The sequence below is a fragment of the Treponema sp. OMZ 788 genome (assembly GCF_024181245.1).
In the GTDB taxonomy this organism is placed as follows: Bacteria; Spirochaetota; Spirochaetia; order Treponematales; family Treponemataceae; genus Treponema_B.
The window spans coordinates 1,731,138-1,757,856 of the sequence record NZ_CP051199.1; the positions used below are offsets into that span (position 1 = coordinate 1,731,138).

General features: G+C 38.9%; 17 protein-coding genes, 1 tRNA gene and 3 pseudogenes. 10 read left to right on the top strand and 11 right to left on the bottom strand.

Features of this window, described 5'->3' with window-relative positions; translation table 11 throughout:
- Window positions 1–6 precede the first annotated feature (6 nt).
- On the bottom strand, window positions 7–2,622 hold the full coding sequence (locus tag E4O00_RS08500; protein ID WP_253676950.1) for an ABC transporter substrate-binding protein: 2,616 nt from the start codon (window positions 2,620–2,622) through the stop codon (window positions 7–9).
- A gap of 173 nt (window positions 2,623–2,795) precedes the next feature.
- Here E4O00_RS08500 and E4O00_RS08505 point away from each other — a divergent pair, with 173 nt between their 5' ends.
- The 6 genes from E4O00_RS08505 (at window position 2,796) to E4O00_RS08530 (ending at window position 9,047) form a co-directional block, all read left to right on the top strand.
- Complete coding sequence (locus tag E4O00_RS08505; protein WP_253676951.1) at window positions 2,796–4,568, top strand: ABC transporter substrate-binding protein; 1,773 nt, start codon at window positions 2,796–2,798, stop codon at window positions 4,566–4,568.
- An 89-nt stretch (window positions 4,569–4,657) separates the two neighbouring features.
- Window positions 4,658–5,683, top strand: coding sequence for an ABC transporter permease (locus tag E4O00_RS08510; RefSeq protein ID WP_253676952.1), 1,026 nt, complete (start codon window positions 4,658–4,660; stop codon window positions 5,681–5,683).
- Window positions 5,684–5,685: 2 nt separating this feature from the next.
- Window positions 5,686–6,699: an ABC transporter permease gene (locus E4O00_RS08515; protein WP_253676953.1), complete on the top strand. Its 1,014-nt coding sequence runs from the start codon at window positions 5,686–5,688 to the stop codon at window positions 6,697–6,699.
- The gene (locus E4O00_RS08520; RefSeq protein ID WP_253676954.1) at window positions 6,696–7,688 is read left to right on the top strand and encodes an ABC transporter ATP-binding protein; all 993 of its coding nucleotides are present in this window, start codon (window positions 6,696–6,698) and stop codon (window positions 7,686–7,688) included. Before E4O00_RS08515 ends, E4O00_RS08520 begins: the two co-directional genes overlap by 4 nt.
- Window positions 7,681–8,838 (top strand): ABC transporter ATP-binding protein, encoded by a 1,158-nt coding sequence (locus E4O00_RS08525; RefSeq protein WP_253676955.1) that lies wholly within the window; start codon window positions 7,681–7,683, stop codon window positions 8,836–8,838. Before E4O00_RS08520 ends, E4O00_RS08525 begins: the two co-directional genes overlap by 8 nt.
- On the top strand, window positions 8,838–9,047 hold the full coding sequence (locus tag E4O00_RS08530; RefSeq protein ID WP_253676956.1) for a hypothetical protein: 210 nt from the start codon (window positions 8,838–8,840) through the stop codon (window positions 9,045–9,047). The genes E4O00_RS08525 and E4O00_RS08530 overlap by 1 nt, the downstream gene beginning before the upstream one ends.
- Before the next feature lie 58 nt (window positions 9,048–9,105).
- Here E4O00_RS08530 and metG read toward each other — a convergent pair whose 3' ends face one another.
- The 7 genes and pseudogenes from metG to E4O00_RS08570 form a co-directional block, all read right to left on the bottom strand.
- Window positions 9,106–11,490, bottom strand: a complete 2,385-nt coding sequence (metG, locus tag E4O00_RS08535; protein ID WP_253676957.1) for a methionine--tRNA ligase — start codon at window positions 11,488–11,490, stop codon at window positions 9,106–9,108.
- Between the two features lie 75 nt (window positions 11,491–11,565).
- Complete coding sequence (locus E4O00_RS08540) at window positions 11,566–11,982, bottom strand: ISAs1 family transposase (protein WP_253676958.1); 417 nt, start codon at window positions 11,980–11,982, stop codon at window positions 11,566–11,568.
- Window positions 11,942–12,667, bottom strand: a complete 726-nt coding sequence (locus E4O00_RS08545; protein ID WP_253676959.1) for an ISAs1 family transposase — start codon at window positions 12,665–12,667, stop codon at window positions 11,942–11,944. Before E4O00_RS08545 ends, E4O00_RS08540 begins: the two co-directional genes overlap by 41 nt.
- 79 nt (window positions 12,668–12,746) lie before the next feature.
- A tRNA-Sec gene (locus tag E4O00_RS08550) sits at window positions 12,747–12,835 on the bottom strand.
- A gap of 31 nt (window positions 12,836–12,866) precedes the next feature.
- Complete coding sequence (locus tag E4O00_RS08555) at window positions 12,867–14,741, bottom strand: ABC transporter ATP-binding protein (RefSeq protein ID WP_253676960.1); 1,875 nt, start codon at window positions 14,739–14,741, stop codon at window positions 12,867–12,869.
- A pseudogene (locus tag E4O00_RS14275) lies at window positions 14,738–16,601 on the bottom strand (ABC transporter ATP-binding protein). The gene E4O00_RS08555 and the pseudogene E4O00_RS14275 overlap by 4 nt, the downstream one beginning before the upstream one ends.
- Before the next feature lie 135 nt (window positions 16,602–16,736).
- A pseudogene (locus tag E4O00_RS08570) lies at window positions 16,737–17,935 on the bottom strand (AAA family ATPase); the annotation flags it as partial.
- A 194-nt stretch (window positions 17,936–18,129) separates the two neighbouring features.
- On the opposite strand from E4O00_RS08570, the pseudogene E4O00_RS14280 reads away from it, so the two are divergent.
- The 4 genes and pseudogenes from E4O00_RS14280 (at window position 18,130) to E4O00_RS08595 (ending at window position 23,152) form a co-directional block, all read left to right on the top strand.
- A pseudogene (locus E4O00_RS14280) lies at window positions 18,130–19,471 on the top strand (MATE family efflux transporter).
- 111 nt (window positions 19,472–19,582) lie between these two features.
- The gene (locus E4O00_RS08585) at window positions 19,583–20,512 is read left to right on the top strand and encodes an ABC transporter transmembrane domain-containing protein (RefSeq protein ID WP_253676965.1); all 930 of its coding nucleotides are present in this window, start codon (window positions 19,583–19,585) and stop codon (window positions 20,510–20,512) included.
- Window positions 20,454–21,386 (top strand): ABC transporter ATP-binding protein, encoded by a 933-nt coding sequence (locus E4O00_RS08590; protein ID WP_253676966.1) that lies wholly within the window; start codon window positions 20,454–20,456, stop codon window positions 21,384–21,386. Before E4O00_RS08585 ends, E4O00_RS08590 begins: the two co-directional genes overlap by 59 nt.
- Window positions 21,383–23,152 (top strand): ABC transporter ATP-binding protein, encoded by a 1,770-nt coding sequence (locus E4O00_RS08595; RefSeq protein WP_253676967.1) that lies wholly within the window; start codon window positions 21,383–21,385, stop codon window positions 23,150–23,152. Before E4O00_RS08590 ends, E4O00_RS08595 begins: the two co-directional genes overlap by 4 nt.
- A gap of 13 nt (window positions 23,153–23,165) precedes the next feature.
- Here the strand turns inward: E4O00_RS08595 and E4O00_RS08600 are convergent, their stop codons facing one another.
- The 3 genes from E4O00_RS08600 to E4O00_RS08610 form a co-directional block, all read right to left on the bottom strand.
- Complete coding sequence (locus E4O00_RS08600) at window positions 23,166–23,366, bottom strand: hypothetical protein (RefSeq protein ID WP_253676968.1); 201 nt, start codon at window positions 23,364–23,366, stop codon at window positions 23,166–23,168.
- A gap of 1 nt (window position 23,367) precedes the next feature.
- Window positions 23,368–25,248, bottom strand: coding sequence for a methyl-accepting chemotaxis protein (locus E4O00_RS08605; RefSeq protein WP_253676969.1), 1,881 nt, complete (start codon window positions 25,246–25,248; stop codon window positions 23,368–23,370).
- Window positions 25,249–25,383: 135 nt separating this feature from the next.
- Window positions 25,384–26,718, bottom strand: a complete 1,335-nt coding sequence (locus E4O00_RS08610; protein ID WP_253676970.1) for a Na+/H+ antiporter NhaC family protein — start codon at window positions 26,716–26,718, stop codon at window positions 25,384–25,386.
- Between the last annotated feature and the right edge of the window lies 1 nt (window position 26,719).

The following is a 26,719-nucleotide window of genomic DNA, read 5'->3' on the forward strand; positions in this document are numbered from 1 at the left end:
GCAAAATTATTTCAAAACTTTAAAACTTACAGATTTATATGAAGGCTGCTCGTTAGCGATAGAGCTTGACACAATCATCTCATACTCTATTCCTTTTTCAAAAGAGGTTAAGTCGTATCCGGGTACCGTAATTATAAATCGGCCTCTGCCTAAAACCTTAGCATGGTAAATTTTTTCTTCTCCGGAAGCAAGATATATTCTGCCCTCAACCTTTCCGTCATCAAGGTCTTTCTTTTCGCCGTCAGGATAGTTATACTTAGACACATTTACTTCAAAAACGGCATCTCTTCCGGCAAAAGGAGCTGCAGGAGCCCGTATACTATCGATAGTAGTAAGATCCATCCTAAAAAAATTAGGAAAATGTTCTTTATCATAAGGATATCTATCGAACCCTGTCAATATTACGGAGCTCGTAGTAGGCTCTATTCTTTCAAACATAAGGGGGCCTGTCGAGATATAGGCATTGCCGTATTTTTCTATAAAATCAATGGAAGCCTTGTACCTTTGTATAACATAATTTTCTGTTACAAAATCCCTTAGCGAAGCGGGAATATGTTTAACGGCTATAAACTCCTGCAATTTAGCCTTAATATCTGAAAGGCAATCGGGAGATTTTAAACTTACTTCTACGCCGATGCCGCCTCCGTTTTTATCAAAGCTATAAGCTATTCCGCTTCTCGCCCCTTTAACAACCATTTCGGATAAGGCTTCATAAATTTCCCAAGGAACGCTTGTTTTGATATCCGGATTACCGGCTTTTATTGTCAAACTGCCTACTCTTACCGCCGTATTTTCCCTGTCAGGAGCATAAAAGTAGTTACTATATGTAGTAAAGGAACCGTCCGTATTAAATTTTACACCTTTGATAGTTTTAAGGGCCGACAGCGTTATATTGCTTAAAGGCCTATCATAATAAGGATCTTTTTCGCCGTCTTTAAAAGCCCACTCATAAGCAAATGCAAGAGCATATCTTACATCATTTATATCTACAGGAAACCCATGATGCCAATAATACCCCGATGCAAGTCTGCCGGTTGCCGCACTTGCAGCTTTTTCAGCTGTATCGGCCGGAACCCATTTTTTGAGGGCAGTATCATATACAACAGCATCATCGGGAATAAGTATATCGCCTCCCATAATAAAATCGTCATCACCGTTTTCGTCTTTTTTGCCGGATGCAACCAATTTGGGAGAAAAAGCCGCATTTGAAAAATCAACCGGAAACATTGCAAATTCGGTATTTCTCGCAACAGGATTATCAAAATAACCTTCATCCGTTAAAACACCTGTAAAAGCCAGACTATATCTATCCTTAAAACCTTGAATTCCTATAGGATTCCATTCGGACATAAACAATGAATCTTTAGACGAAAACTGCAACACACGCAGCACTTTTTTACCCTTATTGATGCCGTCCTTGTCCGGCTTAACATCGGCAAATCTGATAGTCCAGCCATTAAATCCGTCAGCCGGTCCGTAAAATAGGCGGGAGTTAAACCTAGACTTGTTCGCAACAAAAAAGTTGTTTTTTACGGCAATATGTATACGCACCGCATCATTCATACCCAGAACACACATTTCCTCTAATGCATTAAAAAAACTTTCAGAGGTTAAATACCCGCCGTAAACGGCTTTTTTACCATAATCATCCAGTTTATCGTTCTTGTAATTCCAAAAACCTTCTATGCCGCCGCCGGGCATATTACCAAAAAACGGAGCATATATGCCGGAAATATGCCTCTCCAATGTTGAATACATCCTGCCTGTTTCCCTGTTTTCAAGATAGAAGGACCAATTATACTCGGCAGGATCTCTGCCGTAAACAATAGAAGATGCCGTATTACGCGAATGTTCAAAACTTTCAACCGTAAATCCGGCTTTTTCAATTTGTTCATTTATATAAACGGCTAAAGGAAAAAGGCCATTAGGATCATCAATACGCATTAAAGATTTCATTGTAACAGGCTTCCCATTGTACATCCACCTGCCGTCTTCTTTTACAAGCTTACCCGCATTCTCAGGAAGTTCTTGAGCTTTTTTCATTGCATCTTCAATCATATTTAAAGCTTTTTTTTCATTTCCTGTTTCGTTCATTCCCATCTTAACAGCTAAGGCATTATATCTGTAGGTATCAGGCCTCCCTGCAATAAACGGAGTATACATCGGATAGCCTTCGCCTAAAAGAATATCATTGACCAGCTTTTTCCTATTGATAAGCCAATTAAAGGCATATCGAATTTCTTTTACTGCAGCCGGATTAAATATTTCTTCACCTTTTTTTGTCTTAAACACATAGGGAGCTTCATTTGGAATAGGATTAAATAGAAGAGACCAATAGCCGCTTGGTGCAGAATAAAATTCAAGTTTTTCTCTTTCTTCATTGCTCAGTTTTGATAAAATTGCAGGAGGTACGGCATTAAACATAATATCGGCTCTTCCTTCAACAACATCTTTTAATGCAACCGTCTGATCGGTACTTACCAAATACACAACCTTATCAACATAGGTTCCGGCACTTACTGAACCATAACCGGTTGAGGCCGCCGAATTCCATCTTCCGCATGCAGCAAATATCATCATTGATGCAGCCATAAGCGATAGAAATTTAACAAAATTTTTCATTAAATTTCCTCCTAAATTATTTGAACTTCGTTTATAAAAACCAAGTACATTAAAGCACAGATTAGATACTTTGTCAAATATTTTTTTATCTTATCCTTTACATATTTATTGTTTTATGATACAATACTAAACGGTAATTTGTATTACCGACAATAAAATACTTGGAGGACACTATGAAAAAATTTATGGTGCTAATTGTAACACTTGTGCTCGCTTTTTCCTTGATCGCATGCGGAGGAAACAGTACAGCAGCTAAGACAAACGAAAAACCAATCGTTATCGCTACAGCCGAATTTAACGGAGATTTTTATTCAGGCTGGACAAATTCATCTTATGACAACGATATCCGAATACTGGTTTGGGCATTTGGTCTTATCGAAGACACACCGGAAGGTCAAATAATCGACTCTCCCCTCGTTGCCGAAAAAAAGGTAAGCGATGACCTTCTAACATGGACTTACAAACTTGTAAAGGGTGCAAAATTCCATAACGGAGAAGCTTTAACTGCAAGCGATGTAAAATTTACCTATGAATTTTACATGGATACCAAGGCTTTGGGCGATACAGGCGGAACTTCAACCATTAACGATTATGTTGAAAAAATCGATATTGATGAAGCTGCAAATACCGTAACCTTCCATCTTAAAAAGGCAAGTTACACCATCGACACAGCCGTATTCGGTTACTACATCTTCCCGGAAGAAACCTTTAAAAAGGGAGCAAAGGAAGAAGGTCTTACCGTTCAGCAATATGTTAAAAAGAACATATCAAAGCCCATCGGTTACGGCCCCTACAAGATGGTCGAATACAAAGAAGGCGAGTATGTTAAATTGGAAGCCTTTAAAGACTACCTAGGAAAAGCCCCCGCTATTAAGGAAGTTATCGTTAAGGTTGTTCCCAGCGAAACTGAACTTGATCAGCTCATGCAGGGAGAGGTAGACATGCTTACACAACAGGGACAGGCTGAAAAAATCGATGCAGTAAAAGACAAGCCCGGTTTTGCTTATACAAACTACTATAGGCACGGAGGCGGAACAATAGCCCTGCACTGTAACTTCGGCCCCACAGCCCTTACTGAAGTAAGACAGGCCTTTGCCTATGTTCTTAACAGACCGAAAATTATCGAACTTTTCTTAGGCCAATACGGTATTGCATCCAACGGCCCCTATTCCAAAAACGACTGGGTATTGTGGGACGATGATGAAAAAAACCTTATCGGAACATCTGCCGTAGGTAAATTTGAAAGCACCTTAACCAGCTACGATATCTTGGATAAAGACGGTAAATTCGATGAAGCTGCAAACATTGCAAAGGCTAACGAACTCCTTGATAAGGCTGCTGCAAGAACAGACGGTGATTATGCAAAACTTACAGGTAATGCAAAGTCAGGCTATCTCTGGGAAGGAAAACCCCTTGAAATCAAGGTAACTTACACACCTTTCTGGTCGGATACATACAACCTAGTATTTAACGAAGCCTATGTTTCAAAGCTAGCTTTTAAAGTATCGTTAACAGGTCTTGACTGGCCCGTAATGTACAGCCACTGGACAGGAGACACCGAAGAAGAAAGAATGTACCACGCTTTTGTAGGCGGTGTAAGCTATGTTCTCAAAGCCAATCCTAAAGCTGACTATGGAACAAAACTTATTATGCCCTGGGGACAGGCTTCAAGCAACAATGTAATGTTCTCGGGCGGTTCTTCCTATACCCCTGCAGAATGGGATCAGCTTCTTGACGACATCGAAAATGCTCACCCCGTAACGGGAAGAGATGAGTATAGGGCAAACTGGAGAAAATTTGTAGTAGCAATGAACAAAGAAGTTCCTGTTATTCCCGTTTACTCAAATAATTATTTTGACTTTTTCACAGATAAGCTCGAAAACTTCCATACAAACGCTTTATGGAGATGGGCAAGAGCATTACCTAATGCTAACTGGAAAAAATAATTAGTGCATTACTGATTGTTTAATTTAATCATAAGACCTCTTGTTTATTTTTAATCGGGAGGTCTTATTTTTTACCTAAAGGAGATTTTATGGCAAATAATAGTGTCAGCGGTTCAAAGTCGCTGTTTGAAATCCTTTTTCCATATATTCGATATATCTTCAAGCGTTTAGTATCAATAATCCCCGTATTAATAATTATGTCGATTGCGATCTTTATACTTATTAACCTGATGCCGGGAGATCCTATTCTGGCGATGCTTGATCCCGAAAAGACCAAGGCTATGACACCTGAAGAAAAAGCGCTTTATGTAGAAAACATGAGAAAATTTTTAGGATATGATAAAGGGCCCATTGAAAGGTATTTTTTATGGATGGGAGATACATTCAGGGGAGAATTCGGTTATTCGGTAAAATACAATAAACCGGTAAACGAATTTATCGGAACTTACATAGGAAGATCTTTTAAAATAAATATAAGAGGCTTTCTTTTAGCCTTTTTAATTTCAATTCCGCTTGGAATTACGGCAGCCGTAAAAAAGAACAGCTTTTTTGATAAAATCGTAACGGTGCTTACAATAATAGGAATATCTCTGCCTTCGTTTTTTTTGGCATTGCTTTTAATTATGATATTCGTTATTTTTATGAAAATTCTGCCTTTTTCCGGGATGTCGGATCCAAGAGGAGTTCTGCCTGACTGGCATTATATAATACTGCCGGTAACAGTAGTTGTTCTTACCTCCCTTGTAGGTCTTATAAGATACATAAGATCAGCTATGATAGAAATCTTAAAATCCGATTATATAAGGACGGCAAGAGCAAAGGGTCTTGCAGAAAAGGTAGTTATATATAGACACGCCTTCCAAAATGCATTGATACCGGTTGTTACCCTCATAGGTTTATACATCCCCAGTCTTTTCGGCGGTTCTATAGTTGTCGAAAAAATATTCGCTTACCCCGGAATGGGATTACTGATGAATTATGCATACGGCTTTAAGGACAGGGCTGTATTGCAGACTGTTCTATTGTTTTTTGGGCTTCTTACATTATTAGGAAATATATTTATAGATGTAGGATATATGATTGTAGATCCGAGAATTCGGGAAGGAAAGGTTTAAAAATGACTAACGAAGACAAAAATTTCAGCGAAAAAGATGAGGTTATTCTATCCCCGACACAACAAATAAGGATCAAATTCAAAAATAACAGGCTTGCAATGATAGGCTTTTATATGTTTGTTACTATAGTTCTCCTTGTTATAGTAACGCATTTTTACACCAAATTCACAGGCTATGACTTTGCAAAAACCGATCCTACATTGAGGAATAATCCCCCATCTTGGGCACATCCGTTCGGAACAGATAAATACGGAAGAGACACCTTTATGAGAGTTCTTGAAGGCGGATGGATTTCTTTACAAGTAGGTTTTTTATCCACATTTATGGGAGTAACTATAGGTTTAACCATGGGTGCAATTGCCGGTTTTTTCGGCGGACGGGTTGATAATATTATTATGAGGCTTATCGAAATACTTTCCTCATTCCCGTTCTTGGCGATTGCCTATACAATTTCGGCAATATTCAGAGAAAGTCCGCCTGAGTTCAGGCTATATGTAATAGTTATAATCTTAGGACTTTTAAGCTGGACAGGACTTGCCCGCTTGATACGGGGGCAAATCCTAGCACTAAGAGAGCAGGAATTTATTGTAGCCACAAGGGCATTAGGTATAAAAAGACGGAACCAAATTTTACGCCACCTTGTTCCTAACGTATTGCCGACTGTTGTAGTATCGGCAACCCTTACCTTTGCTTCCTCAATTTTAACCGAATCTTTCTTATCATTTTTAAACTTATCTGTAACAGAACCTATTCCGACATGGGGAGCTCTTTTATCCAAGGCTGCAGAAAACAGCACAAACCTTAGAGCCTTTTGGTGGATTTGGGTATTTCCCGGAACAATGCTCTTTTTGTTTATAATGAGTATAAATCTCGTAGGCGAAGGGCTTAGAGATTCTATCGACCCGAAAGCCGAATATACAACAAAAAAACAGAGAAAAGAAGCCAGGGCCAGACGCAAAGAAGAAAAGGCTCTTGCAAAACAAGCTAAACAAGCGGTAAAGGAGGCGGCTGTATGAAAAAACCCCTGCTTGAAGTTAAAAATTTACATACATACTTTTTTACAAACAAGGGTACGGTAAAAGCCGTTCAAGGTGTAGATTTTACTATTGAAGCCGGTAAAACCTTAGGAATAGTAGGAGAATCAGGTTCCGGCAAGTCTATTACTGCATTCAGTATTCTCAATTTATTGGAATATCCCGGACGCATTGTTCAAGGAGAAATAAATTTTGAAGGAAAAAACCTTGTAAATTTCGGCAAAAAAGAAATAAGAAAGATAAGGGGTAACGACATATCCATGATATTTCAAGAACCCATGACCTCTCTTAACCCTGTTCACAGGGTAGGCAGGCAGCTTAGTGAACCCTTAATCCTTCATCAGCATATGTCTAAAAAAGAGGCTTGGAATGCCGCCATAGATCTTTTGCGGGAAGTAAAAATCCCTAACCCTGAAAACGTAGTTTATAACTACCCCTTCCAGCTTTCGGGAGGAATGAGGCAGCGTGTAATGATTGCAATGGCATTGGCTTGTGAGCCCCGCCTTTTGATAGCTGACGAGCCTACAACAGCCCTTGATGTTACGATACAGGCCCAGATCTTTAAGTTGATGAACGATTTAAAGAAAAAGCACAACACGGCCATCATGTTTATAACCCATGACTTAGGAGCTATTGCAGAATTAGCCGATGATGTTGCCGTAATGTACACAGGCGAAATCGTTGAAAGAGCTCCCGTAGATGTTATCTTTGACCGAAAAACTCAATTCTCTCATCCGTACAAGGAAGGCTTACTTGAGTCAATCCCCCTCTTGGATGAAGAAGTAGAATATCTCGCTCAAATTCAGGGAAGTGTACCGCATCCTCTTAAACTTCCCAAGGGATGCAGATTTTCGACAAGGTGTGAGTATGCAACCGACAAATGCCGAAACGAAAAGCCCGAATTGGTTGAAGTAGAAGAAGGACACTTAATCAGATGCTTTTATCCGAAATCAGGAGGTAGACATGAGTAAGATATTATTGGAAACTCGGGGCCTTAAACAGTATTTTCCTACCGGAAAAACACGCAATGAGAGGAAAAATCTCAAAAGAACAGCAAACGAAGCTATAGAACTTTACAAAAAAATGTTCAATGCTGAGGCGGATATACATCAGATTGTTGAAATGCATAAAAGCGGCAAAGATCTCGGCAAGGAGCTTACAGACCTCGTTTTGGACTATGAAACATATTCGTCCCTACACGGTCAAAACTTGTGCGTAATAGCCAATGACGGTATAGACCTCGTTATATACGAAGGAGAAACCGTAGGCCTCGTAGGAGAATCAGGCTGCGGAAAATCCACCTTAGGAAGGACAATACTCAAGCTGTATAAACCGACTGCCGGCGAAATCTTTTTTGAGGGTGAAAACATTACAAATTATACTGTGACTCAAATGATGCCCTTAAGAAAAAAAATGCAGATTATCTTCCAAGACCCCTACTCCTCTCTTAATCCTAAGATGACTGTAGGACAGATCATAGGAGAGGCCTTACTTGAACACGGAATGTTCAAAAAGAAAGATCCCGAATACGAAAAATATGTAAAGAAGATAATGAATACCTGCGGTTTGGCAGATTACATGATTTACAGGTATCCTCACGAATTTTCAGGCGGTCAAAGGCAGCGTGTCGGTATAGCCCGAGCCCTGGCCTTAAAGCCTAAATTCATAGTATGCGATGAGGCGGTTTCTGCTTTGGACGTATCAATCCAATCTCAGATCATCAACCTTCTAAATGACTTGCAAAAGGAATTCCACCTATCCTATTTGTTTATTTCGCATGACCTTTCGGTTGTAAAGCACATAAGCGACAGAATAGGTGTTATGTATTTGGGGAATATGGTCGAATTTACCGATAAGAAAGAATTATACGCTAATCCTCTTCATCCTTATACAAAGGTTCTTCTTTCGGCAATTCCCGAAACTGACTTGCAGAAGATGAGGACAAAGAGGCGAATTCTATTGGAAGGAGATATTCCATCCAACATTATTACGCCCACAGGCTGTAAATTCCATACACGGTGCCCTATTGCAAAGGATATATGCAAACGCGAAATTCCTCAATTTAAGGAAGAAAAGCCGGGACATTTTGTAGCCTGTCACTTTAGCGGAGCCGAGCTGTAATGTTTTTTAGAAATAATGAACATAGCTTAAAATCCGGCAAACGGCAAGCTATAGAAGAAATGGAAGAGCTAAATGAGCTTAGAGAAAATCAGCCTCTTGAAAAAGGAGATTTTCTTGCAATAATAATTGCAGCTTTTACTACCTTAGTGCCTATCGCTGTAATCTGCCTTTTAGCCTACTATCTTATATCGATGTTTTTATTCGGTTAAGACTTAAAACAAAAGGGATGCATCCGAAAGGAGCATCCCTTTTTTAACGATAACCGGCCTAGCCGGCTTCTCCGGTTTTTACCTTTTCAAGCTTCATTTCTTTTCCGGCAACTAAAAGTTTTTTGCCCTCAATTTTAGGAATATAATCTTCTATTAATATGGGAGCGGCAAAGAATGTGTCGGCATCTATTGCGGCAGGCTTTTGTGCATAAAAGGCTTTTACTGCCTCAGGATCGGAAGTGTCGGCATCGCCTTCAAGGATTACGGGAGTGCCGGGAGCCGCCCAAGGAGCTTCGAGAAGTTCGACATGTTCTTTTTCTTCTTCATCATACCAGCTTGCCGCCAAAAGCATTCCCCTAGATTCGATACCGCGCATTTTTCGGGGCTTTAGGTTGTCGGCAATTATGACGGTTTTTCCCAATATTTCGTCTTCTTTTAAAAAGGGAACGAGACCTGAAAGGATTGTTCGCTCTTCTCCTGAGCCGTCATCGAGCTTTTCGATATAGAGCTTATCCGCATCGGGATGCCTTTCAACAGAAACTACCTTAGCCGTTTTTAAGGCAATCTTCTTTGAAAAGAGCTCTGCAGGAGAGAGTTTTTCTTCTTTTTCGGATGCGGCAGGAGCATCGGACTTTGAGGAGCCTGCTTTTTTATCGGCTTTTGAAGAACAGCATTCTTCCGCTTTTTTTCTGTCCTTTTGACTTCCGGAATAACGCTCCCTATAGGCATCGATGGCCTTATTTTCAAGGGTTTTAAAAATTATTACGGGGTTTTCTATTGTTTTAAGCCCTTCCCTTTCGCCCAAATTTTTCCATGTAAGGAAAGCTCCGTCAGGCTTATTGAATTGAGGAGCTTTGCCGTCAAATATGTTGCCTGACCAAATCTTTTGACCGAAAAAGCCTGCGGCCTGATCGGCGTATTGGGGCATATATGGATGGATTAAGATTAAAATATCTTTTATGAGGTAGCAAAGTTCAGCCATAAGAGCTTCGGCATATTCGGGATCGGTTTCACGCCTCTTCCAAGGCTCTCCATCCTGAAAGGCCTTGTTTGCAACGGAAGAAAGAGCAAAGACCTCATGGAAGGAGTCCCTAAGCTCCGCCCAGTCGGAAAGGCAGGTTATCTTTTTGAAGCTTGCAGAAGCAGCATCTCTTAAAGATTGCACCATATTTCTTATGTCGTCCCTAGCCGATTTTGTTCCGTCAACTTGAGGTATTTTACCCTCATAGTAACGGTGAACAAAGGTTGCCGTCCTGTTTACAAGATTGCAGAGGTTTCCGATAAGCTCGCTGTTTACCCTCTCCTGAAAATCCTTCCATGTAAACTGGGTGTCGTTCTTTTCGGGGCGGTTATAAAAGATGTAGAACCTCCACATATCGGCAGGGATACCGGATTCTTTGGCATCATTTCCGAAAACGCCCACACCCTTAGATTTTGAGAACTTTCCGCTCTCGTAATTGAGGTATTCGGTTCCCGACATATGGAAAAGCTTTGTCCAGTTTTTGCCGGAACCCAGAAGAGAACAAGGGAAGATTACCGTATGGAAGGGGATATTGTCCTTTCCGATAAATTGAAAAAGCTCAACATCTTTTTGATCAAGCCACCAGGCCTTCCAATCCTTGCCTGCAAGGTCGGCCCAGCACTTTGTAATAGAAATATAGCCTATGGGTGCATCAAACCATACATAAAAGACCTTGTCTTCAAAGCCTTTTTTAGGTACAGGAATTCCCCATTTAAGATCCCTTGTGATAGCCCTTTCCTGAAGGCCGTCTCTAAGCCAGCTTTTTGACATTTGAAGGGCATTGTTTGACCAGCGGCCTTCCTCTGCCGTTTTAGGCATCCATTTTTCGTATTCGGGTACGATTTTAGGAAGATTTATATAAAGATGGGTTGTAGAGCGCAGTTCAGGCGAAGCCCCGCAGGAGGAGCAACGCGGTTCTCTTAAATCGGTAGGATCTAAGAGCTTTCCGCAATGCTCGCACTGATCGCCCCTCGCTCCGTCATAGGAACAGGTGGGGCAGGTACCCAGAACATAGCGGTCGGCTAAAAAGCGCTTACATGAGGGGCAGTAAAGCTGTTCTATTGTGTGCTCGGTAATATAGCCGTTTTTATCGAGGTCATTAAAAATTCCCTGAGTTATTTCCGTTTGCTGGGGGGTTGAAGTTCTTCCAAAGTAGTCGAAAGCAATATTGAACCAGTTGTAGATATCCGCATGGATAGCGTGATAAAATGCACAGAGCTCTTCGGGAGTCTTTTTTTCTTCTGCAGCCTTTGTTTCGGTTGCAGTTCCGTATTCGTCGGTGCCGCAAATATAAAGGGTTTCATATTCTTTTAGGCGGCAAAAGCGTGCAAAAACATCAGCGGATAATACTTGAATTAAATTTCCCAGATGGGGAAAATTGTTTACATAAGGCAAAGCCGAGGTTACTAATTTTCGTTTCATAAAGAGGATTATGAATTATTATGAAAAAAAAATCAACTACCTTGGGGATAAAGGCACGGCTTACGCATGAATTCCTTAGCTAAATAAAACATTAAACCTAAATGAATCATCAAAAGTACAAAGCATTTTCTTCCTTTTCAGAGTTTTACCGTTTTGATACATTTTCATTCGATTAAAGCAAATCCTCCTTAAAATTGCTATGTTTTCAGCAGTATTTTTTTCTCGAATTTGACATTCATCGTCTCTAAATATTACATCCAGCGACCAGTGTAAGGTGTTTTCTATTGTCCAATGTGTTCTTACAGCTGTTACAAACTCATTTATATCCTCTATACTGCTAATAAAGTAACGCTTTTCACTGTATTGTTTGCCTTTGCACCTTACAGTGCTTTTGACCATTCCAAAACTCTTTAAATTTGCCCATTTATTGTTATCTGCAAACCAGTTTATATTACTTGAAAGAAAGTATTCTCTTTTTTTCTTCTCTGCCATGCCCTATATCCAAGGTTTCAAATCTTAAAAGTGTGTTTTGAAAGTCTTTATCTTCTATAGAAAAATAATCTTTTACATCATTATACGCTGCCGGTTGATTTTCTTTTAGAGCCAATACATAATCACATTTTTTCTTTGTGATTTCTTTTGCTATTTCTTTTTGACAACCCATGGCATCTATAGTAATTATCGAGCTTTTTAGTTTTAAAAGGTTAAGGAGTTCAGGAATTGCTGTGATTTCATTCGATTTTTCAGCACATTTTATTTGTCCTAGTACAACTCCCGCTTCGTGAGCAAATGCACTTACCAAATGAATACCTCTACTTTGTTCACTTGCACTTCCACGTAATGTTTTTCCATCAATGTGAATGTATGAACCTGCTGGAATATTAAGGGATTGTTCAATCCACGAGATAAAAAGGTTTTGAAATTGTTTTGGATTAATCATCGCAAGGACTCTTCCTATGGTGTCGTGCGAAGGAACTCCATTTTCTAACAATAGTCCTACCTCATTTTTTAGCCAATCCTTTTTTACTTCGGCAAATTCCCCTATTTCAAATACAGTTTGAACTCCGCTACAAACAGCACACAGTGCTATTACCAATATTTCGCTGATTAGATGCTTTACTTTGCCCGACTGACGATTATCATTAAGTTCGTTAAAATATTCTTTTAATGTTTTCATACTTTAAATATCGGCTATTTTTTTTCATGCGTAAGCCGTGGGATAAAGGTTTTTCACTATTTTTAGGAAGGAAGAAATACGGAAGAGGCAGGAATCGAACCTGCCATTGCGAATTATGCAACCTACGGTTTTGAAGACCGCGGGAGCCACCAGACCCCATCTGCTTCCGCAATGAATATACACAAAATCAAAGCCTTTGTCAAGATTTATCTTGATAATATTGGGCTTGGGCGTTCCATAATTTATTGTAAAGGCCTTGTTCAGCTAAGAGCTTTTCGTGGCTGCCTTCTTGGGCTATTCGGCCTTCATCAAAGACCAAGATATGGGAGCAAAACTTACACGAGGAAAGGCGGTGCGAAATATAAAGGGAGGTTTTGTTTTTTACAAGGACGTCGAATTTGGAGTATATTTCGGCTTCGGCAATGGGGTCGAGGGCGGCTGTAGGTTCGTCTAAGATTATAAAGGGAGCATCCTTATAAAGGGCACGGGCTATTGCAATTTTCTGTCCCTCTCCGCCCGAAATATTTACGCCCTCATCATCAAAGTTTTTATAAAGATAAGTTTCTTCCTCTTTTTTAAACTTAGAAAGATCAAGATCAGCCTTCTTTAAAACGTCCAAGACCTTAGGTCTATCGTAAGCCTCTCCGCCGGAAAGATTTTGAGCAAGAGGGAGGGCAAGGAGTTTAAAATCTTGAAAGACTACGGAAAAAAGATTTAGGTATTCTTTATAGTCATATTCTTTTATGTTCTTTCCGTTAAAAAGAATTTCACCTTCCGTAGGGTCATAGAGGCGGCATAGAAGTTTTACAAAGGTGGTCTTGCCGCTTCCGTTTTTACCGACTACGGCAAGCCTCTCATTCTTCTTTAAGGTGAGGTTCAAATTTTTTAAAACTCTTTTTTCCGAATCGGGATATGAAAAAGAAACGTTTTTAAACTCGATTGTGTTTTCGGCGTTGCCGGAATAATCGAGAGGAGTATTGTTCATGCACATTTCGTTTTTGATATCCAAGAAGTCGAATAAATCCTTTAAAAAAGCCCTATTGTTTTTTGCATCCCCTGCGACCGTGAAAATTTCGGTGAGGGCGGCAGAAAGAGCCGTTATACTTGCAGCATATTGCATGAGGTTACCTGCGGGGAAGGCTCCTCCTAAAGCCTTTAGGCCCACAAAGCCGTAAATGACTATTAAAAGGGAAGTCGAAATAAAAGCCGATAAAAAGGCAAAAAAGCCCATCTCTTTTTTGGCATACCGCGACATCCGCCCTCCGGGCAGAAAAATATTGCTGGAATATCTTATTATGTTACCCTCGCTTTGCTGGCCGTACATACGCACATCCATTGCACGATTTTTTTCGTTAAAGAGCCTAAAGAAAAAACTAACAACCCTGTTACCCTCTGTTGCCTCCTCCGAAACAATTGCCCAGTAGGAGTCTGACATTGTTTGAAGTTTTGCAGGAATGATAATTAAAAGCACAATGCTAAAAAGAATTACAAAGATAAAAAGGGGATTGTTTAAAAAAAGCAATTCCGCAGTCTGAACCTTAAAGCTAAAAAGGCTTATACTCAAGGCTGCCGAAGTGATTACGGAAGTAAGATGGGTGGAACACTTTGTATAAATCCAAAGGATTTTGTACAATCCCCAACCTCCGTAGTTTGCATTTTGCCATATCCTTGTATAAATCTCATTTGTTTTTGCGGATTCTACATCTTGAAAATCCATACTTAAAAATTTTTGAACATAGATATCTTCTATTTTATAATCTATACTCCGGCCTTCATAGTTTGCCCATCTTTTAAATAGAGAAGAAACAAGCATACAAAGAGCCGTTAAAATAAGGGAGAGCAGTACCAAGCTTTTGATTTTCGATAAATCTCCTTGCCCCGAATAAATTAAAACAAGCTCGTTTACAATCCTTGCCGAAAAGAAAATACCTATAAAGGGCAAGAGGCTCGTAAAAACTTTTTCACCAAGCACGGAAATAAAAAACAAAGGAGCCTTTTTAAATAGGAGAAAAAAAGCCCGCCGATTCAAGCCCTTGTTATGTCTTTTTTGATTATCTTTTTTTTCGGTTTTCATAAATTTCCTCCGTCTTCTTTTAAATCATCATGCGATTCTTTATCCTGTTCTTCTTTATAATACTTGCTTTGTACCTCAAAAAGATGAGCATAGTCTCCTCCCTTTTTTAAAAGAGCATCATGGGTACCTTCTTCGATTATTTTTCCGTCCTTTATAAAAATAATCCTGTCGCAAAAGCGGGTGGAAGCAAGCCTGTGCGAAATAAAGATAGAGGTTTTATCCTTCGATAAATCGTTGTACTTGGTGTAAAGCTCATGCTCCGCGATGGGATCCAAGGCTGCCGTCGGTTCATCCAAGATTAAAAAGGGACTGTCCCGATAAAGAGCCCTTGCAAGTAAGAGCTTTTGAGTCTCGCCGCCTGAAAGTTCTACGGCATCAAAGAAGACATCCTTGCAAAGACGGGTTTCTTCTTTTTGCGGAAGACTTTGAACCTTATCGTAAAGCCCCGAAAGTTTTAAGACCTCTTCAATACGTTCCTTTTTAATGCCTTCTCTGGTTTGAGCAATGTTTACCGCAATACTTGTAGGCAATATAGAAAACTCCTGAAAGACTGCACTAAAACACTTATAGTATTCGTCCCGGTTAAAGTCTTTTATGTTTCTTCCGTTAAACAAGACCTCTCCCTCGGTGGGGTCATAAAGGCCGGTAATCAGCTTTACGAGGCTTGTTTTTCCTGCTCCGTTTAAGCCGACAATGGCAAGTTTTTCTTTAGGCTTCAAGGTCAAATTAAACTTATCCAAAACGGGAGTTCCGCCTTCCGAATATAAAAGACTCACGTTTTTTAGCTCGATGACGTTTTCATTTTTTAGAGGAATTGCTTCACCTTTTTCAAAGCGATAATCTTCTTTGAATTCAAAAAATTCTCTAAAGCGGGAAATATCAAGACTTTGCTTATGCAGAACCGAAACCATATTTAAGATACCGCTCACCCATTGAGTAAAGGTTCCGGCTGCGGCAAAATAAAGTATAAATTGGGGAACGCTTATATTTTTTTTGCAGGACAAGATTTATCAGCCAAAAATAAATGAGTCCGTTCCGCAAAAAGGTTAATACAATATCTGCAAGGTCGGCAAAAAAATAACGCTTTTCTCCTTCGAGGTGAAAATTACTGTAAAGTCTTAAATGCTTTTCGTATAATTCTTTAAGCCAAGCCTCCATTCCGAAAAGGCGGATATCCTTTGCAAGGTTTTTATTTTTTCCGGTTTGGGATATATAGCGCAAATTATTTACATGTTTATTTTCCTCATCACGCTTTTTATACATCCAAGAGCTTACACTGTTGGTAATAAAAAAACTCACACAAGCCGTCAAAAGGGTAATTAAAATGATATTAAGGTTTAAGGAAGCAAGGATGATAAGATAGATGATAAAGCAAAGAAGGTATTGAAGAAGTTCCTGCAAGGTAGTCCAAACCGCTTCGGTTGCTTCCGAATTACCGCCTGTAACATCCATCGCCTTATTTTTCTTTGCTTCAAAATCCTTATTATCAAGATTATTATAGGAGGTGGTCATCGCCTTATCGCCTATCATAAAAATAAGCTCACTCCTTACGCCGATGCGCCCAAAGAGATGGTTTGTCTGCAAATAAGAAAGGAGACCGCGGAGGAGCATTAAAGAAAATGCAAAGCCGAAAATAATTATTAAAAGATTTTTAATAGATGCATTATTTTGAATTAAAGTTAAAACGGCAGGCGCAAAAAATATCGAAATTAAATTATCGCCCGCATATAAAAGGGCTTCCAGCAAAATCAAAACAGGCACAGACTTATAAGTTCTAAAAGATGTTTTAAGCATAAACAAAACATTGCTTAAAATACCGTATTTTATAGGTTCTTCTTTTTTATTTTCCTCTTTTTCCATAGACTAAAGATAATAGCATAAAGAGGGGGAAGTGTCAAAGGAGGATTTACTTTAACCGCAAGACCTTTTCTAAACTTCCTCGGCAACCCATGTATCGGCGGTTTCTTCATCGATACCGTCGGCGAAGACCGCACCTATAAATAAGCCGCTTGCATCCTTTGAAATTGAGGTATAGTCCGGCACAAGGTTATCTAAAAAGCCGTATTTTACCTCGTCATTGGGGAAGCCTAGTTTGTACAAGCCCAATCTTTCATCATAATCTTTTATAGTCAAATATCCCGACTGGAATAAAATGGGTACAGGGTTATTCATATCCGGACGGTAATCTTGTAAGGCATTTTCAGTCATTTCGGCATTTTCCAAAATATCGCGGATACAGATTTCTTTTTGTTCTTTTAGGGTTCTTACCAAGAAGGTCGGGGTTCCTGTCGAAAACCAATAAAGCCCCGTTTCTTTTTTTACAAAGGCATTAATCAAGCTGAATGGATTGTACAAGCTCTCTCCTTCAGGATGAAAAAGGTAGCCGTCATAACGTTTTTTCAGCAGGGCAAGGGTATCTTCATAGCTTAGCTTTCGGTCTTCTGCCAGGGCTTCAATTTCAGGTTTAAAAGCTTCCTTCATTTCGGTTTCAGTAATACCGCAGATACCTGCATATTTTTTTCAAGGGAAATATCCCGCAAATTGTTTAAGTCGCTAAAGATGCTGACCTTACTGAATTTTGTAACTCCCGTTAAAAAGGCAAAGCGGATATACTCGTCGCAGGATTTAATAACCCCGTAAAAGCCATTTAAGATACGCCTATACTCTTCATTTAAGGCTTCATTTATAATCATGGTTTCAAGGAGAGGCTTATCGTACTCGTCTACCAGCACAGTTACCTGTTTACCGGTTTTTTCATAAGCTCGGCGGATAAGACCAAAAAAGCGCTCAGACAAGGATCTTTCAGACTCGTTACGGCAATATAAATCTTCCCATCTGCAAAGATAATTATGTAAAAGACCTTCTAAATCTTCCCTTGTTTCATATTTTGCAGGATTAAAATCCAGATGAAAAACGGGATATTGCACCCATGCTTCGCACCCTTCGGCTTCAGCATGTTTTTGCTCTGCATCTTCTATATAAAGCCCTTTAAAAAGTTCTTTTTTACCTAAAAAGTAGGCCTTTAATGTAGAAAGAAAAAGACTCTTCCCGAATCGGCGCGGACGGCTCAAAAAATGAACCTTAGTTTCCGAAGCCAATTGACTCACATATTCGGTTTTATCTACATAAATAAATTTTTTTAACCGCAAATCTTCAAAACTTTGAACACCTATAGGCAGCTTTCTATTGGTCATTTTCTACCCTCCGGATTTAATTGGTAATGTGTAATCGATAATTAACAATTACACATTAAACATTACTCATTAATCCATTATAGCATATTTTTTAAGTTTTTATAAGGGGAAGGTTTTATCCAATATTGACAGCCCCTAATGTTTTCTCTATTATGTAGACCAAAATTTAATAAGGCTCAAAACGGAACAAAGCTATGCACAAAAAAAACTTGGATCTGACCGAAGGCGTAATTTGGAAAACTTTAATTATCTTTACCCTCCCCATCTTGGCCGGAAATTTTTTTCAGCACTTATATACGGCAGCCGATGCCGTAATTGTAGGTAAGTTTACAGGTAAGGAAGGGCTCGCTGCAATCGACTCCGTTATCAGCCTTTTAAAATTACCTATAAATTTTTTTAGCGGACTTTCGGCAGGGGCGGCAATTATTATTTCCCAATTATTCGGTGCAAAAAAAACAAAGGATCTATTTGATGCCTTGCACACCTCGATAGGTTTAACACTTATTCTAGGCATAGGTCTTTCCATAATCGGGGTTCTTATTTCTCCGCTTCTTCTTTTAGTGATGGGCGTTCCTAAAGATATTTTTGAGATGACCCTAAGCTATGTTAGAATTTATTTTGCAGGAATGGGCGTTTCTCTTTTTTATAATATCGGTTCGGGAATTTTACGCGCAATGGGAAATTCCAAAACTCCGTTTTATGCTTTGATAGTTTCTTCGGCATTAAACGTAATCTTAGACTTGATCTTTATAGGAATCTTTAATTGGGGAATCGGAGGAGCAGCTCTTGCAACGGTAGTTTCACAGCTTATAAGCGCTCTAATAATTCTTTTTGCCCTCATCAAAAAAAACAGCATACTGTCCCTTAGAACTTACCAAGATAAAAATTAACAGACTCGCTTCTATCAAGATTACAAGGCTGGGGCTTCCTATCGGCATACAGTCGGCATTTTTCCCCATAGCCAATATGATAATTCAGGCTAAGGTAAACGGAACAGGAACAGTCAACATTGCGGCTTGGGCACTTTGCGGCAAGCTTGATTTTTTAATTTGGATCTTACTCGAGGCTATGACCTCATCTCTTGCAGCCTTTGTCGCTCAAAATTACGGAGCAAAAAAATATGACCGCATAACCGGAGTTGTGCGGTCAGGACTTATAATGTCCGGCATCCTAATAGGAAGCATTTGTGTAGTTCTTTATTTTTGGAATGTACCCTTGGGAAAACTATTTATCAACGCAAAGGATTATGAGGTTCTTATAATAAGCGAAAGGCTCATGCAGCTTCTTGCACCATTTTACACCATCTTTGTATTGACGGAAATTTTTTCAGCAGTAATTCATGCAACAGGAGAAACATTTAAGCCAATGCTGATGATCCTCATCGGTGTTTGTGTTACTAGAATCTTGTGGGTAATTCTTTTTGTTCCGATAAACCCTGTAATCGAAATGATTGTACTAGCCTTTCCCATCTCATGGACTTTGACAAGCATCATATTCACGGTTTATTATTTTTTTTACAGAAAAAAGATTTGTTAAGAGAAGAAAGAATTTTAAATTGTTTGAAATATCTAACTTGACCAAAATAAAAAAAACATATAAACTGCTTACAGTAAATTAACTTTATAATCAAGGTTATACGGAGTTTTTATGTTTATAAACAAACAACTCATTTTTCTTTCAAAGGGAGGAAGAAAACTTTTACTTCTTTCTTCCGTTTTAAATTTTCTTTTACTTTCGTCAAAGGTGTTGATTACCTTATGCACGGCGTTGATGGTGCAGTTAATATTCGGAAAAGAAAAAATTTTATGTTTTACCTCCTTAAATCAAATATTTATTTGTCTGGGAATTTTAGCGGTTTTTTCCATCATATTACAGCGTACAACAAGCTTAAAAGGACAAGAATGCAGTATTAAAATTAAAGATATCTTGCGCGAAAAAGTTTTTAAAAAACTTTTTGCTCTAGGCCCAGCCTATACTATCAACAGACGTTCAGGAGAACTTGCCTCCATGGTTTTTGCAAAAACAGAATGGTTAAGTCCATACTTTTACCAATACCTTCCCTTTGTAAGCGGTACCATATTACTAGACATAGTATTAATTTCGATTTTATTTTACCTTGATTATGTAGTAGGTATAATCTGCCTTTTAGGAGCTGCAGGTATGTTGGGGTTTCCAATGTTCTTTTTTAAAATTATGCAAGAAAGAGGAAAGGAAGAACATGCAGCCCATTCAAAATACTATTCTGATTGTCTGGATGCATTACAAGGCCTTACTTCTTTAAAAGCCTTAAATGCCGATGAGTACCAAAAAGAGAAACTTAAAAAGCAGGGCGAAATCTTGCGTGTTACAATTATGAATCACTTAAAGGTTACTATGATCGACAGCGGAGTTTTACAGCTTTGTGCGGCAATCGGAGGAACCTTATCGGCGGCAGTTGCAGCATTAAGAGCTTACCTATATTCTTCGCCCGACAACCTTATCTACATTTTATTTTTTAACCGCAGCTTGTTTCTCACCCATGTATATTCTCATAAATATTTGGCACTTGGGTTATCGAGGTGTTACGGCCTCTTATGAAATCTATAATTTTTTAAAAACACCGGTAAAACTTTCTCTTTCGGCAAATCTTTTAAACGTAAGCAAAAAAGATAATCTAAAGGAAGGAAGCGAACTTAAATCAAAACAGGCAACAGATAATTTTACCGGAGATATTTCTTTTACAAATGTAAACTTTGCCTATGAGGAAACTGACGTAATAAAAGATATCTCTTTTACAATTCCGAACGGTACTTCAACGGCCCTTGTCGGTTCTTCAGGCAGCGGAAAGTCCACAATAGCACATCTCCTTGCAGGTTTTTATCCTATTAAAAACGGAACAATAAGGGTGGGCGAAAAAATTCTATCCGAAAAAACAGTGGATGAAATTCAAAATTTGATTTCTGCCGTTTGGCAGGACAGTCATATTTTTTTCGGGACAGCCTACCAAAATATTTTAATAGGCAAGCCGGATGCAACAAAAGAAGAAGTAATAGAGGCTGCAAAAAAAGCACGCATTCACGATTTTATCTCAAGTCTCCCTGACGGGTATAACACAGTCCTAGGTGAACGAGGTGCAAAATTTTCAGGAGGAGAAAGACAGCGCATTGCCATAGCAAGGGCCTTTTTAAGAAACTCTCCTATTCTAATTTTTGATGAAGCCACCTCCTCTCTTGACAGGCAAAGCGAAATGGAAATCCAAAAAAGCTTTTCGGAACTATGTAAGGGTAAAACCGTTTTGATAATTGCCCACAGGCTTGCAACTATTCAAAAAGCGGAACAAATTTGCATAATCGATAACGGAAAAATAGAAGATACAGGAACACATGAAGATCTCTCCTCAAAGTCGGAATCTTACCGTAAGCTCATGGGAGAGCAAATCTTAAAACAAAAAAATAAAAAGGAAGCCCTATGATTAAAGTAAACGACACTATCTTTACCCTGACCAAATATATTAAAGGTTTTAAAATTTACTTATTTATTTCGATATTGTGCAATGCAATATTTAAACTCATTCCAATAGTACTTTCACTTTTAACCTCCTATACCATAAGCGCAATACTTTTAGCCCAAACTGAAAGAATAAAACTACTGTTCATTTTGATTTGTATTTTTATTGCCCTGCAAGCAGTCTTTGCCTATCTTGATATTTATGTTGGCCATGACATGGCTTATAGAATTTTGACAAAGCTAAGAATGTTAGCCTACGAAAAAATAAATGAGATAGCTCCTGCAGGACTTGAAAATGAAAGAAGCGGCAATTTAACTTCAATAGTTTTAAACGATGTCGAAATTCTCGAATGGTTTTATGCTCACACCATTGCTCAGATTTTTGTTGCAATTTTTATTCCCCTTGCAGTTTTAATATTTTTGGGAAGCCTTTCAATTTATCTTTCTCTGGTTCTCCTACCCACACTTATCTTACTCATGCTATTTCCTAAATTTAAAAAAAGAGAGGCAGACAAACACGGCTTCGATTACATGAAGGCTGCGGGCGGCCTAAATGCCGAATCTGTTGACTGCATTCAAGGCTTAAAGGATATTATTTCTTTTAGATACCAAGAACACTATCTAAAAAAAATGTTTAACTCCGTGACAGGTTTTAATAAGGCTGTGTTTACGGATGCCAAACGGAGAACAGACCAAAATTTAATCTTATCGATTCTAATGCTGACGGCTTCTTTTTCTGTAATGATTACCGCAGCCTTTTTAGTAAAAAACGGTTCCTTAGCCCCTCTTTGGTTTTTGCCCGTCTTGGTAATTTCTTCGGCATTTTTAAATCCCATAGCCGATGCCCTGCAAATGAGTACCCAATACGGTCTCATCGCTGCAGCCTCAAAAAGAGTATTTAATCTTCTTTTTATGGAGCCCGAAGTTTACGATACGGGAACAAAAACGGCTGAAGAAATAATCGCCAAAGGAGAACACAATGTAAAAGAAATTTGCGTAGAATTCGACAATGTAGAATTTACCTATCCTCAAAAAAATGAGGAGAAGCAGAATCCTAAAATATTAGACGGACTTTCGTTCAAATTTAAAACAGGCGAAACCCTTGCCCTTGTAGGACATTCCGGTTCCGGAAAAACTACCGCAGCCCGTCTTTTGCAAAGATTTAGAGAACCCGATGCAGGTTCAATAAAAATCAGCGGTACCGATATAAGAGAATTAAGGTTGAGGTCTTTAAGGGATCTTATTACCGTAGTTCCTCAAGATGTATACTTATTTAATATAAGTATAGAAGAAAATTTGCGGCTTGCAAAAAGAGAGGCAAGTACGGAAGAAATCCAAAATGCAATAAATGAAGCCGAAGCAGATAAGTTTATCGAAAAGCTTCCCTTAGGTAAAAATACCGTAATAGGAGAGCGAGCCTTAAAACTTTCAGGCGGAGAAAAACAGCGGCTTTCGATAGCCCAAGCCTTCTTAAAAAATTCTCCCGTTTTGGTATTAGATGAAGCGTCGGCAAATCTCGATTCAGAAAATGAAAGACTTATAAATTTAGCCTTAAAAAAATTGAAGGAAGGAAGAGCCTGCCTCGTTATTGCTCATAGAATTTCGACAATAAAAAGCGCCGATAAAATTGTGGTGTTAAAGGAGGGGAAGGCCCTTGCACAAGGCAGCTTTGATGAACTTTTAGAAAGTTGCCCCTACTTTGTAAATTTAATAGGAGCAAAAGAAGAATAAAATTATTGTCAACCTACACCTTAAACTTTGCAATCTCGGAAGCAACCCCTATAGCCGTTTCTTTATTAAGGCTTGCAATATCGGTTACATCTTGAACCGTTTTGTTGACCTGACCTACCCCAACCGACATCTCGGTCATACTTTGAGTTATGTTTTCTGAAAGGGAAGAAAGCGTTTTAAGCTCTTGTGATATTTTTTCTATTTTGACAAGCATCTCATCGGAACCTTTTTTTTACGGCATGACTTACCTCTTCCATTCCGTGTATTTCATGCAAGACAGACTCAGCATCTTTGAGCTGTTCATTCATGGTTCGTATCATTCCGTCTTCATGACGGTAAATAAAATCCATCATAGAGCTTATCTTTTCAAATTGCCCGGAAACACGGGGGCCTGCACCGTTTAGGTTTTCGATCTTGCTTTTTAATTCTTCCAAAACCTTTGTAATATTTTTGCCCTGCTCTCCTGACTCTTCGGCAAGTTTTCTGATTTCGTCGGCAACAACGGCGAAGCCCTTTCCCGATTCTCCAGCATGAGCGGCTTCAATTGCAGCGTTCATTGCAAGCAGGTTTGTCTGACTTGCCGTATTTTGAATAACAGAAATTGCATCCAAAAGTCCTTCGGATTGTTCGGTTACGATTCTAGTAATATCCACTACAGATTTTACTGTTTCTTTTCCTTGATGGGTAGCCTGTTCAAGCTCCTTGATGGCTTTTAAATTGTCTTGAGCCTTTCCTCTTACACCCTCAATATTTGAAACTATCTCCCCCACAGCCCTTGAAGATGATGTAAAAATTTCAGCCTGATTATCTATATGAGCATCAAGTTCCGAAATATTTTTTGATATTTCGTCAATTCTGCTGACGGCATTTTCGACACTGGAATTTTGAGTTAGAACCTGTCCCCTAACCCCTTCAATATTTGCAGTAATCTCATTTAAGGCAGCGGCAGATTCAACCATATTTGCGGATAAATTTTCACATATTCCCTGCATCCTATCAGTATGTTTACCTATACTTGCAAGGGCAGCACTTACTTTTTCGATTGCATTATTTAAAACTGAGGTTATGCCTCCGATTTCATCATTTGAAACATCAGCCCTTATACTAAAATCTCCTTCGGCGATCTTATTAAATACGGAAGTCATTTTTGCAAAGCGGGCAAAAAAGAGGCGTAACAAAAAAGAGCTGAGTACAAGCGTAATTAACAAAATTGCAAACGACCATATAAAGGGTAAGCGTAAAATCAAAAGTATTGAGGGAATAAACTCATTCATGGGAGCTGCAAGCATAACCGAATAAGGAAAATGCTTTAACTGCTCTTTTGCAATAATAACCTTCCCAAGTTTTTTATCCGTGTAATAATAAAGCCCCGGAAAGCCTTCAAGCGGAAGCAGATTTCCCGTAATAAGATCAATCTTTTTTCCTATCAATTCGGAATTTGAAGACATTAAAACAGAATCATCGTTTCCGATAAAACCAAGCCAAGAGTTATTACTTGGAACTGATTTTTTCAGTTTTTCTATTGTATTATCCAAGTTTACGGACAAACCTGCAAAGCCTAAGATTTTGCCTCTATTATTAAAAATTTTACAATCGAACCAAAAATTTGTAGTTCCTAATGTCTTATTGTAATCTACATTATAAAAGATGCTTTCTTTTTCTTTTAAAAGGCCGTAAAACCATGAGTCAGCCGGTTCCGTTTCGGACAGCTGATCCCTAACGACATTTTTATTTTTATCCACCGTATAATAAGAGCCGGTCAATCCGGAAGCCGCAAAACAGGTTGTGAATTTTTCCTCATTTGCCAACTTTAACATCAAAGCTTTGACATCTTCACCGTCTATTCCTTCCTCTTCATAAGATTCGAACCATCTTATCAAATTATCCTGACTTGCAAAATTTTTTGAAAGAGTTAAACCGCTTTCAAGATCGCTTTGCAGCTCAGAAAAAGACGCGTCCAAAATGTACTGAACATTTTTATAAAAAAGATTTTCAATAAAAGATCTTGTATAATAAAGAGTGGAAGTTAAAGCTCCGCATACAACAATCACCAAGGTAAGGGTTAAAAACAAATTTACTGATGTTCGAATTTTCATTACAGCCTCAAACTAAATATTTATTGCTTATTTTAATATATTTTATCAAAAATATCTAGTAATAAAATGAAAAAAGTCCCGCACTCAGAGAATTTAACTCTAAAAACGGGACAGTTTTCTAGGAAACCTTATTTTTTAACTTAATCCGATAGCAGCCTTTTCTTCTTTGGTCCGCAATAGTCCGAACTGGATAGTAATGACAGCAGCCGCTATCAATCCGAATATATAGTAGGAATGAGCAAGTACTGCCGTAGGAGCTACCCCCGACAGACCTGTTACAATCAGCATACCGCCGTCATGCGGGCAAAGAGCCAAGAAGGCACAAGCAAAGATATCAAGTAAACTTGCCAATCGTTTCGGCGAAATCTTATATTGCAAACCTATCTCTTTTGCAATAGGAGCAGATATAATTATTGCTATTGTATTGTTTACCAACGATATAGATAGAAGCCCCGATAACAAACCGATTCCGTATTCTGCACCTTTTCTGTTCTTGATTCTTGAAGTGATTTTATTTATAAGCCAATCAATACCGCCGTAGTATTTTATCAAACCGATTAGACCGGATATCAAGATAGCAACGATGGTAATACTCATCATATCTTCCATACCCTCTCCTAAGGATTGAACAAAGGTCATAAAGGTCAAGGTGCCCTGTAAAATGCCTATCAAACCGGCCATGACAATTCCGACAAAAAGAACGGCAACAACATTCATACCCGTTAGGGCTGTAATTAAAACTACAATATAAGGAATAATTCTTATCAAGTGGAAATCCAAGTCTCCCGTAATTGTACCCTTACCGCCCATAATAGCATATAAGATAAAGGCAAAAACAGCAGCAGGAAGAGCAATGAGAAGGTTCATTCTAAACTTATCCTTCATTTCGCAGCCTACACCCTTTGTTGCAGAAATAGTCGTATCCGATATAATTGAAAGATTGTCGCCGAAATAGGCACCGCCGATTACGGCACTACAAGCCACAGCCAAGTTTAGATCCGACTTTGTTGCAACTCCGATAGCAATAGGAGCCATAGCTGCAATCGTACCCATAGATGTTCCAATTGCCGTTGAAATAAAACAGCTCATTAAAAATACACCCGGAATCAACAATGCACTCGGAATATAAGTTAAACCCAAATTGACAATGCTGTCTACACCGCCCATCGCCTTTGCAGCACCTTGAAAACCTCCGGCCAAGAGGTAGATAAGACCGATTAGCATTACCCCTTCGTTTCCTGCATTTTTAGAAAACACATCAATCTTTGTACCGAAATTTTCCTTGCGGTTCATAAGAACTGCAATGAAGATACCGATTAAAAGAGCAACGTGTCGCGGGAATTGTTTAAAAGCCTTCGGAACTCCCTGAGCTGTAAAAAACAAACCGAATCCGATGTACAAGGCTAAAAAGACCAGTAACGGAACAAAGGCTATAAAGCCGTACCTTTTTGAACTTCTACTTTCATCCATA

Coding starts and splice junctions, on each gene's coding strand:
- E4O00_RS08505 (WP_253676951.1), top strand. CDS start 2,796: ATGAAAAAATTTATGGTGCTAATTGTAACACTTGTGCTCGCTTTTTCC.
- E4O00_RS08595 (WP_253676967.1), top strand. CDS start 21,383: ATGATTAAAGTAAACGACACTATCTTTACCCTGACCAAATATATTAAA.
- E4O00_RS08525 (WP_253676955.1), top strand. CDS start 7,681: ATGAGTAAGATATTATTGGAAACTCGGGGCCTTAAACAGTATTTTCCT.
- E4O00_RS08555 (WP_253676960.1), bottom strand. CDS start 14,741: ATGAAAACCGAAAAAAAAGATAATCAAAAAAGACATAACAAGGGCTTG.
- metG (WP_253676957.1), bottom strand. CDS start 11,490: ATGAAACGAAAATTAGTAACCTCGGCTTTGCCTTATGTAAACAATTTT.
- E4O00_RS08510 (WP_253676952.1), top strand. CDS start 4,658: ATGGCAAATAATAGTGTCAGCGGTTCAAAGTCGCTGTTTGAAATCCTT.
- E4O00_RS08540 (WP_253676958.1), bottom strand. CDS start 11,982: ATGGCAGAGAAGAAAAAAAGAGAATACTTTCTTTCAAGTAATATAAAC.
- E4O00_RS08610 (WP_253676970.1), bottom strand. CDS start 26,718: ATGGATGAAAGTAGAAGTTCAAAAAGGTACGGCTTTATAGCCTTTGTT.
- E4O00_RS08585 (WP_253676965.1), top strand. CDS start 19,583: ATGTTTATAAACAAACAACTCATTTTTCTTTCAAAGGGAGGAAGAAAA.
- E4O00_RS08600 (WP_253676968.1), bottom strand. CDS start 23,366: ATGCTTGTCAAAATAGAAAAAATATCACAAGAGCTTAAAACGCTTTCT.
- E4O00_RS08590 (WP_253676966.1), top strand. CDS start 20,454: ATGTATATTCTCATAAATATTTGGCACTTGGGTTATCGAGGTGTTACG.
- E4O00_RS08605 (WP_253676969.1), bottom strand. CDS start 25,248: ATGAAAATTCGAACATCAGTAAATTTGTTTTTAACCCTTACCTTGGTG.
- E4O00_RS08530 (WP_253676956.1), top strand. CDS start 8,838: ATGTTTTTTAGAAATAATGAACATAGCTTAAAATCCGGCAAACGGCAA.
- E4O00_RS08545 (WP_253676959.1), bottom strand. CDS start 12,667: ATGAAAACATTAAAAGAATATTTTAACGAACTTAATGATAATCGTCAG.
- E4O00_RS08500 (WP_253676950.1), bottom strand. CDS start 2,622: ATGAAAAATTTTGTTAAATTTCTATCGCTTATGGCTGCATCAATGATG.
- E4O00_RS08520 (WP_253676954.1), top strand. CDS start 6,696: ATGAAAAAACCCCTGCTTGAAGTTAAAAATTTACATACATACTTTTTT.
- E4O00_RS08515 (WP_253676953.1), top strand. CDS start 5,686: ATGACTAACGAAGACAAAAATTTCAGCGAAAAAGATGAGGTTATTCTA.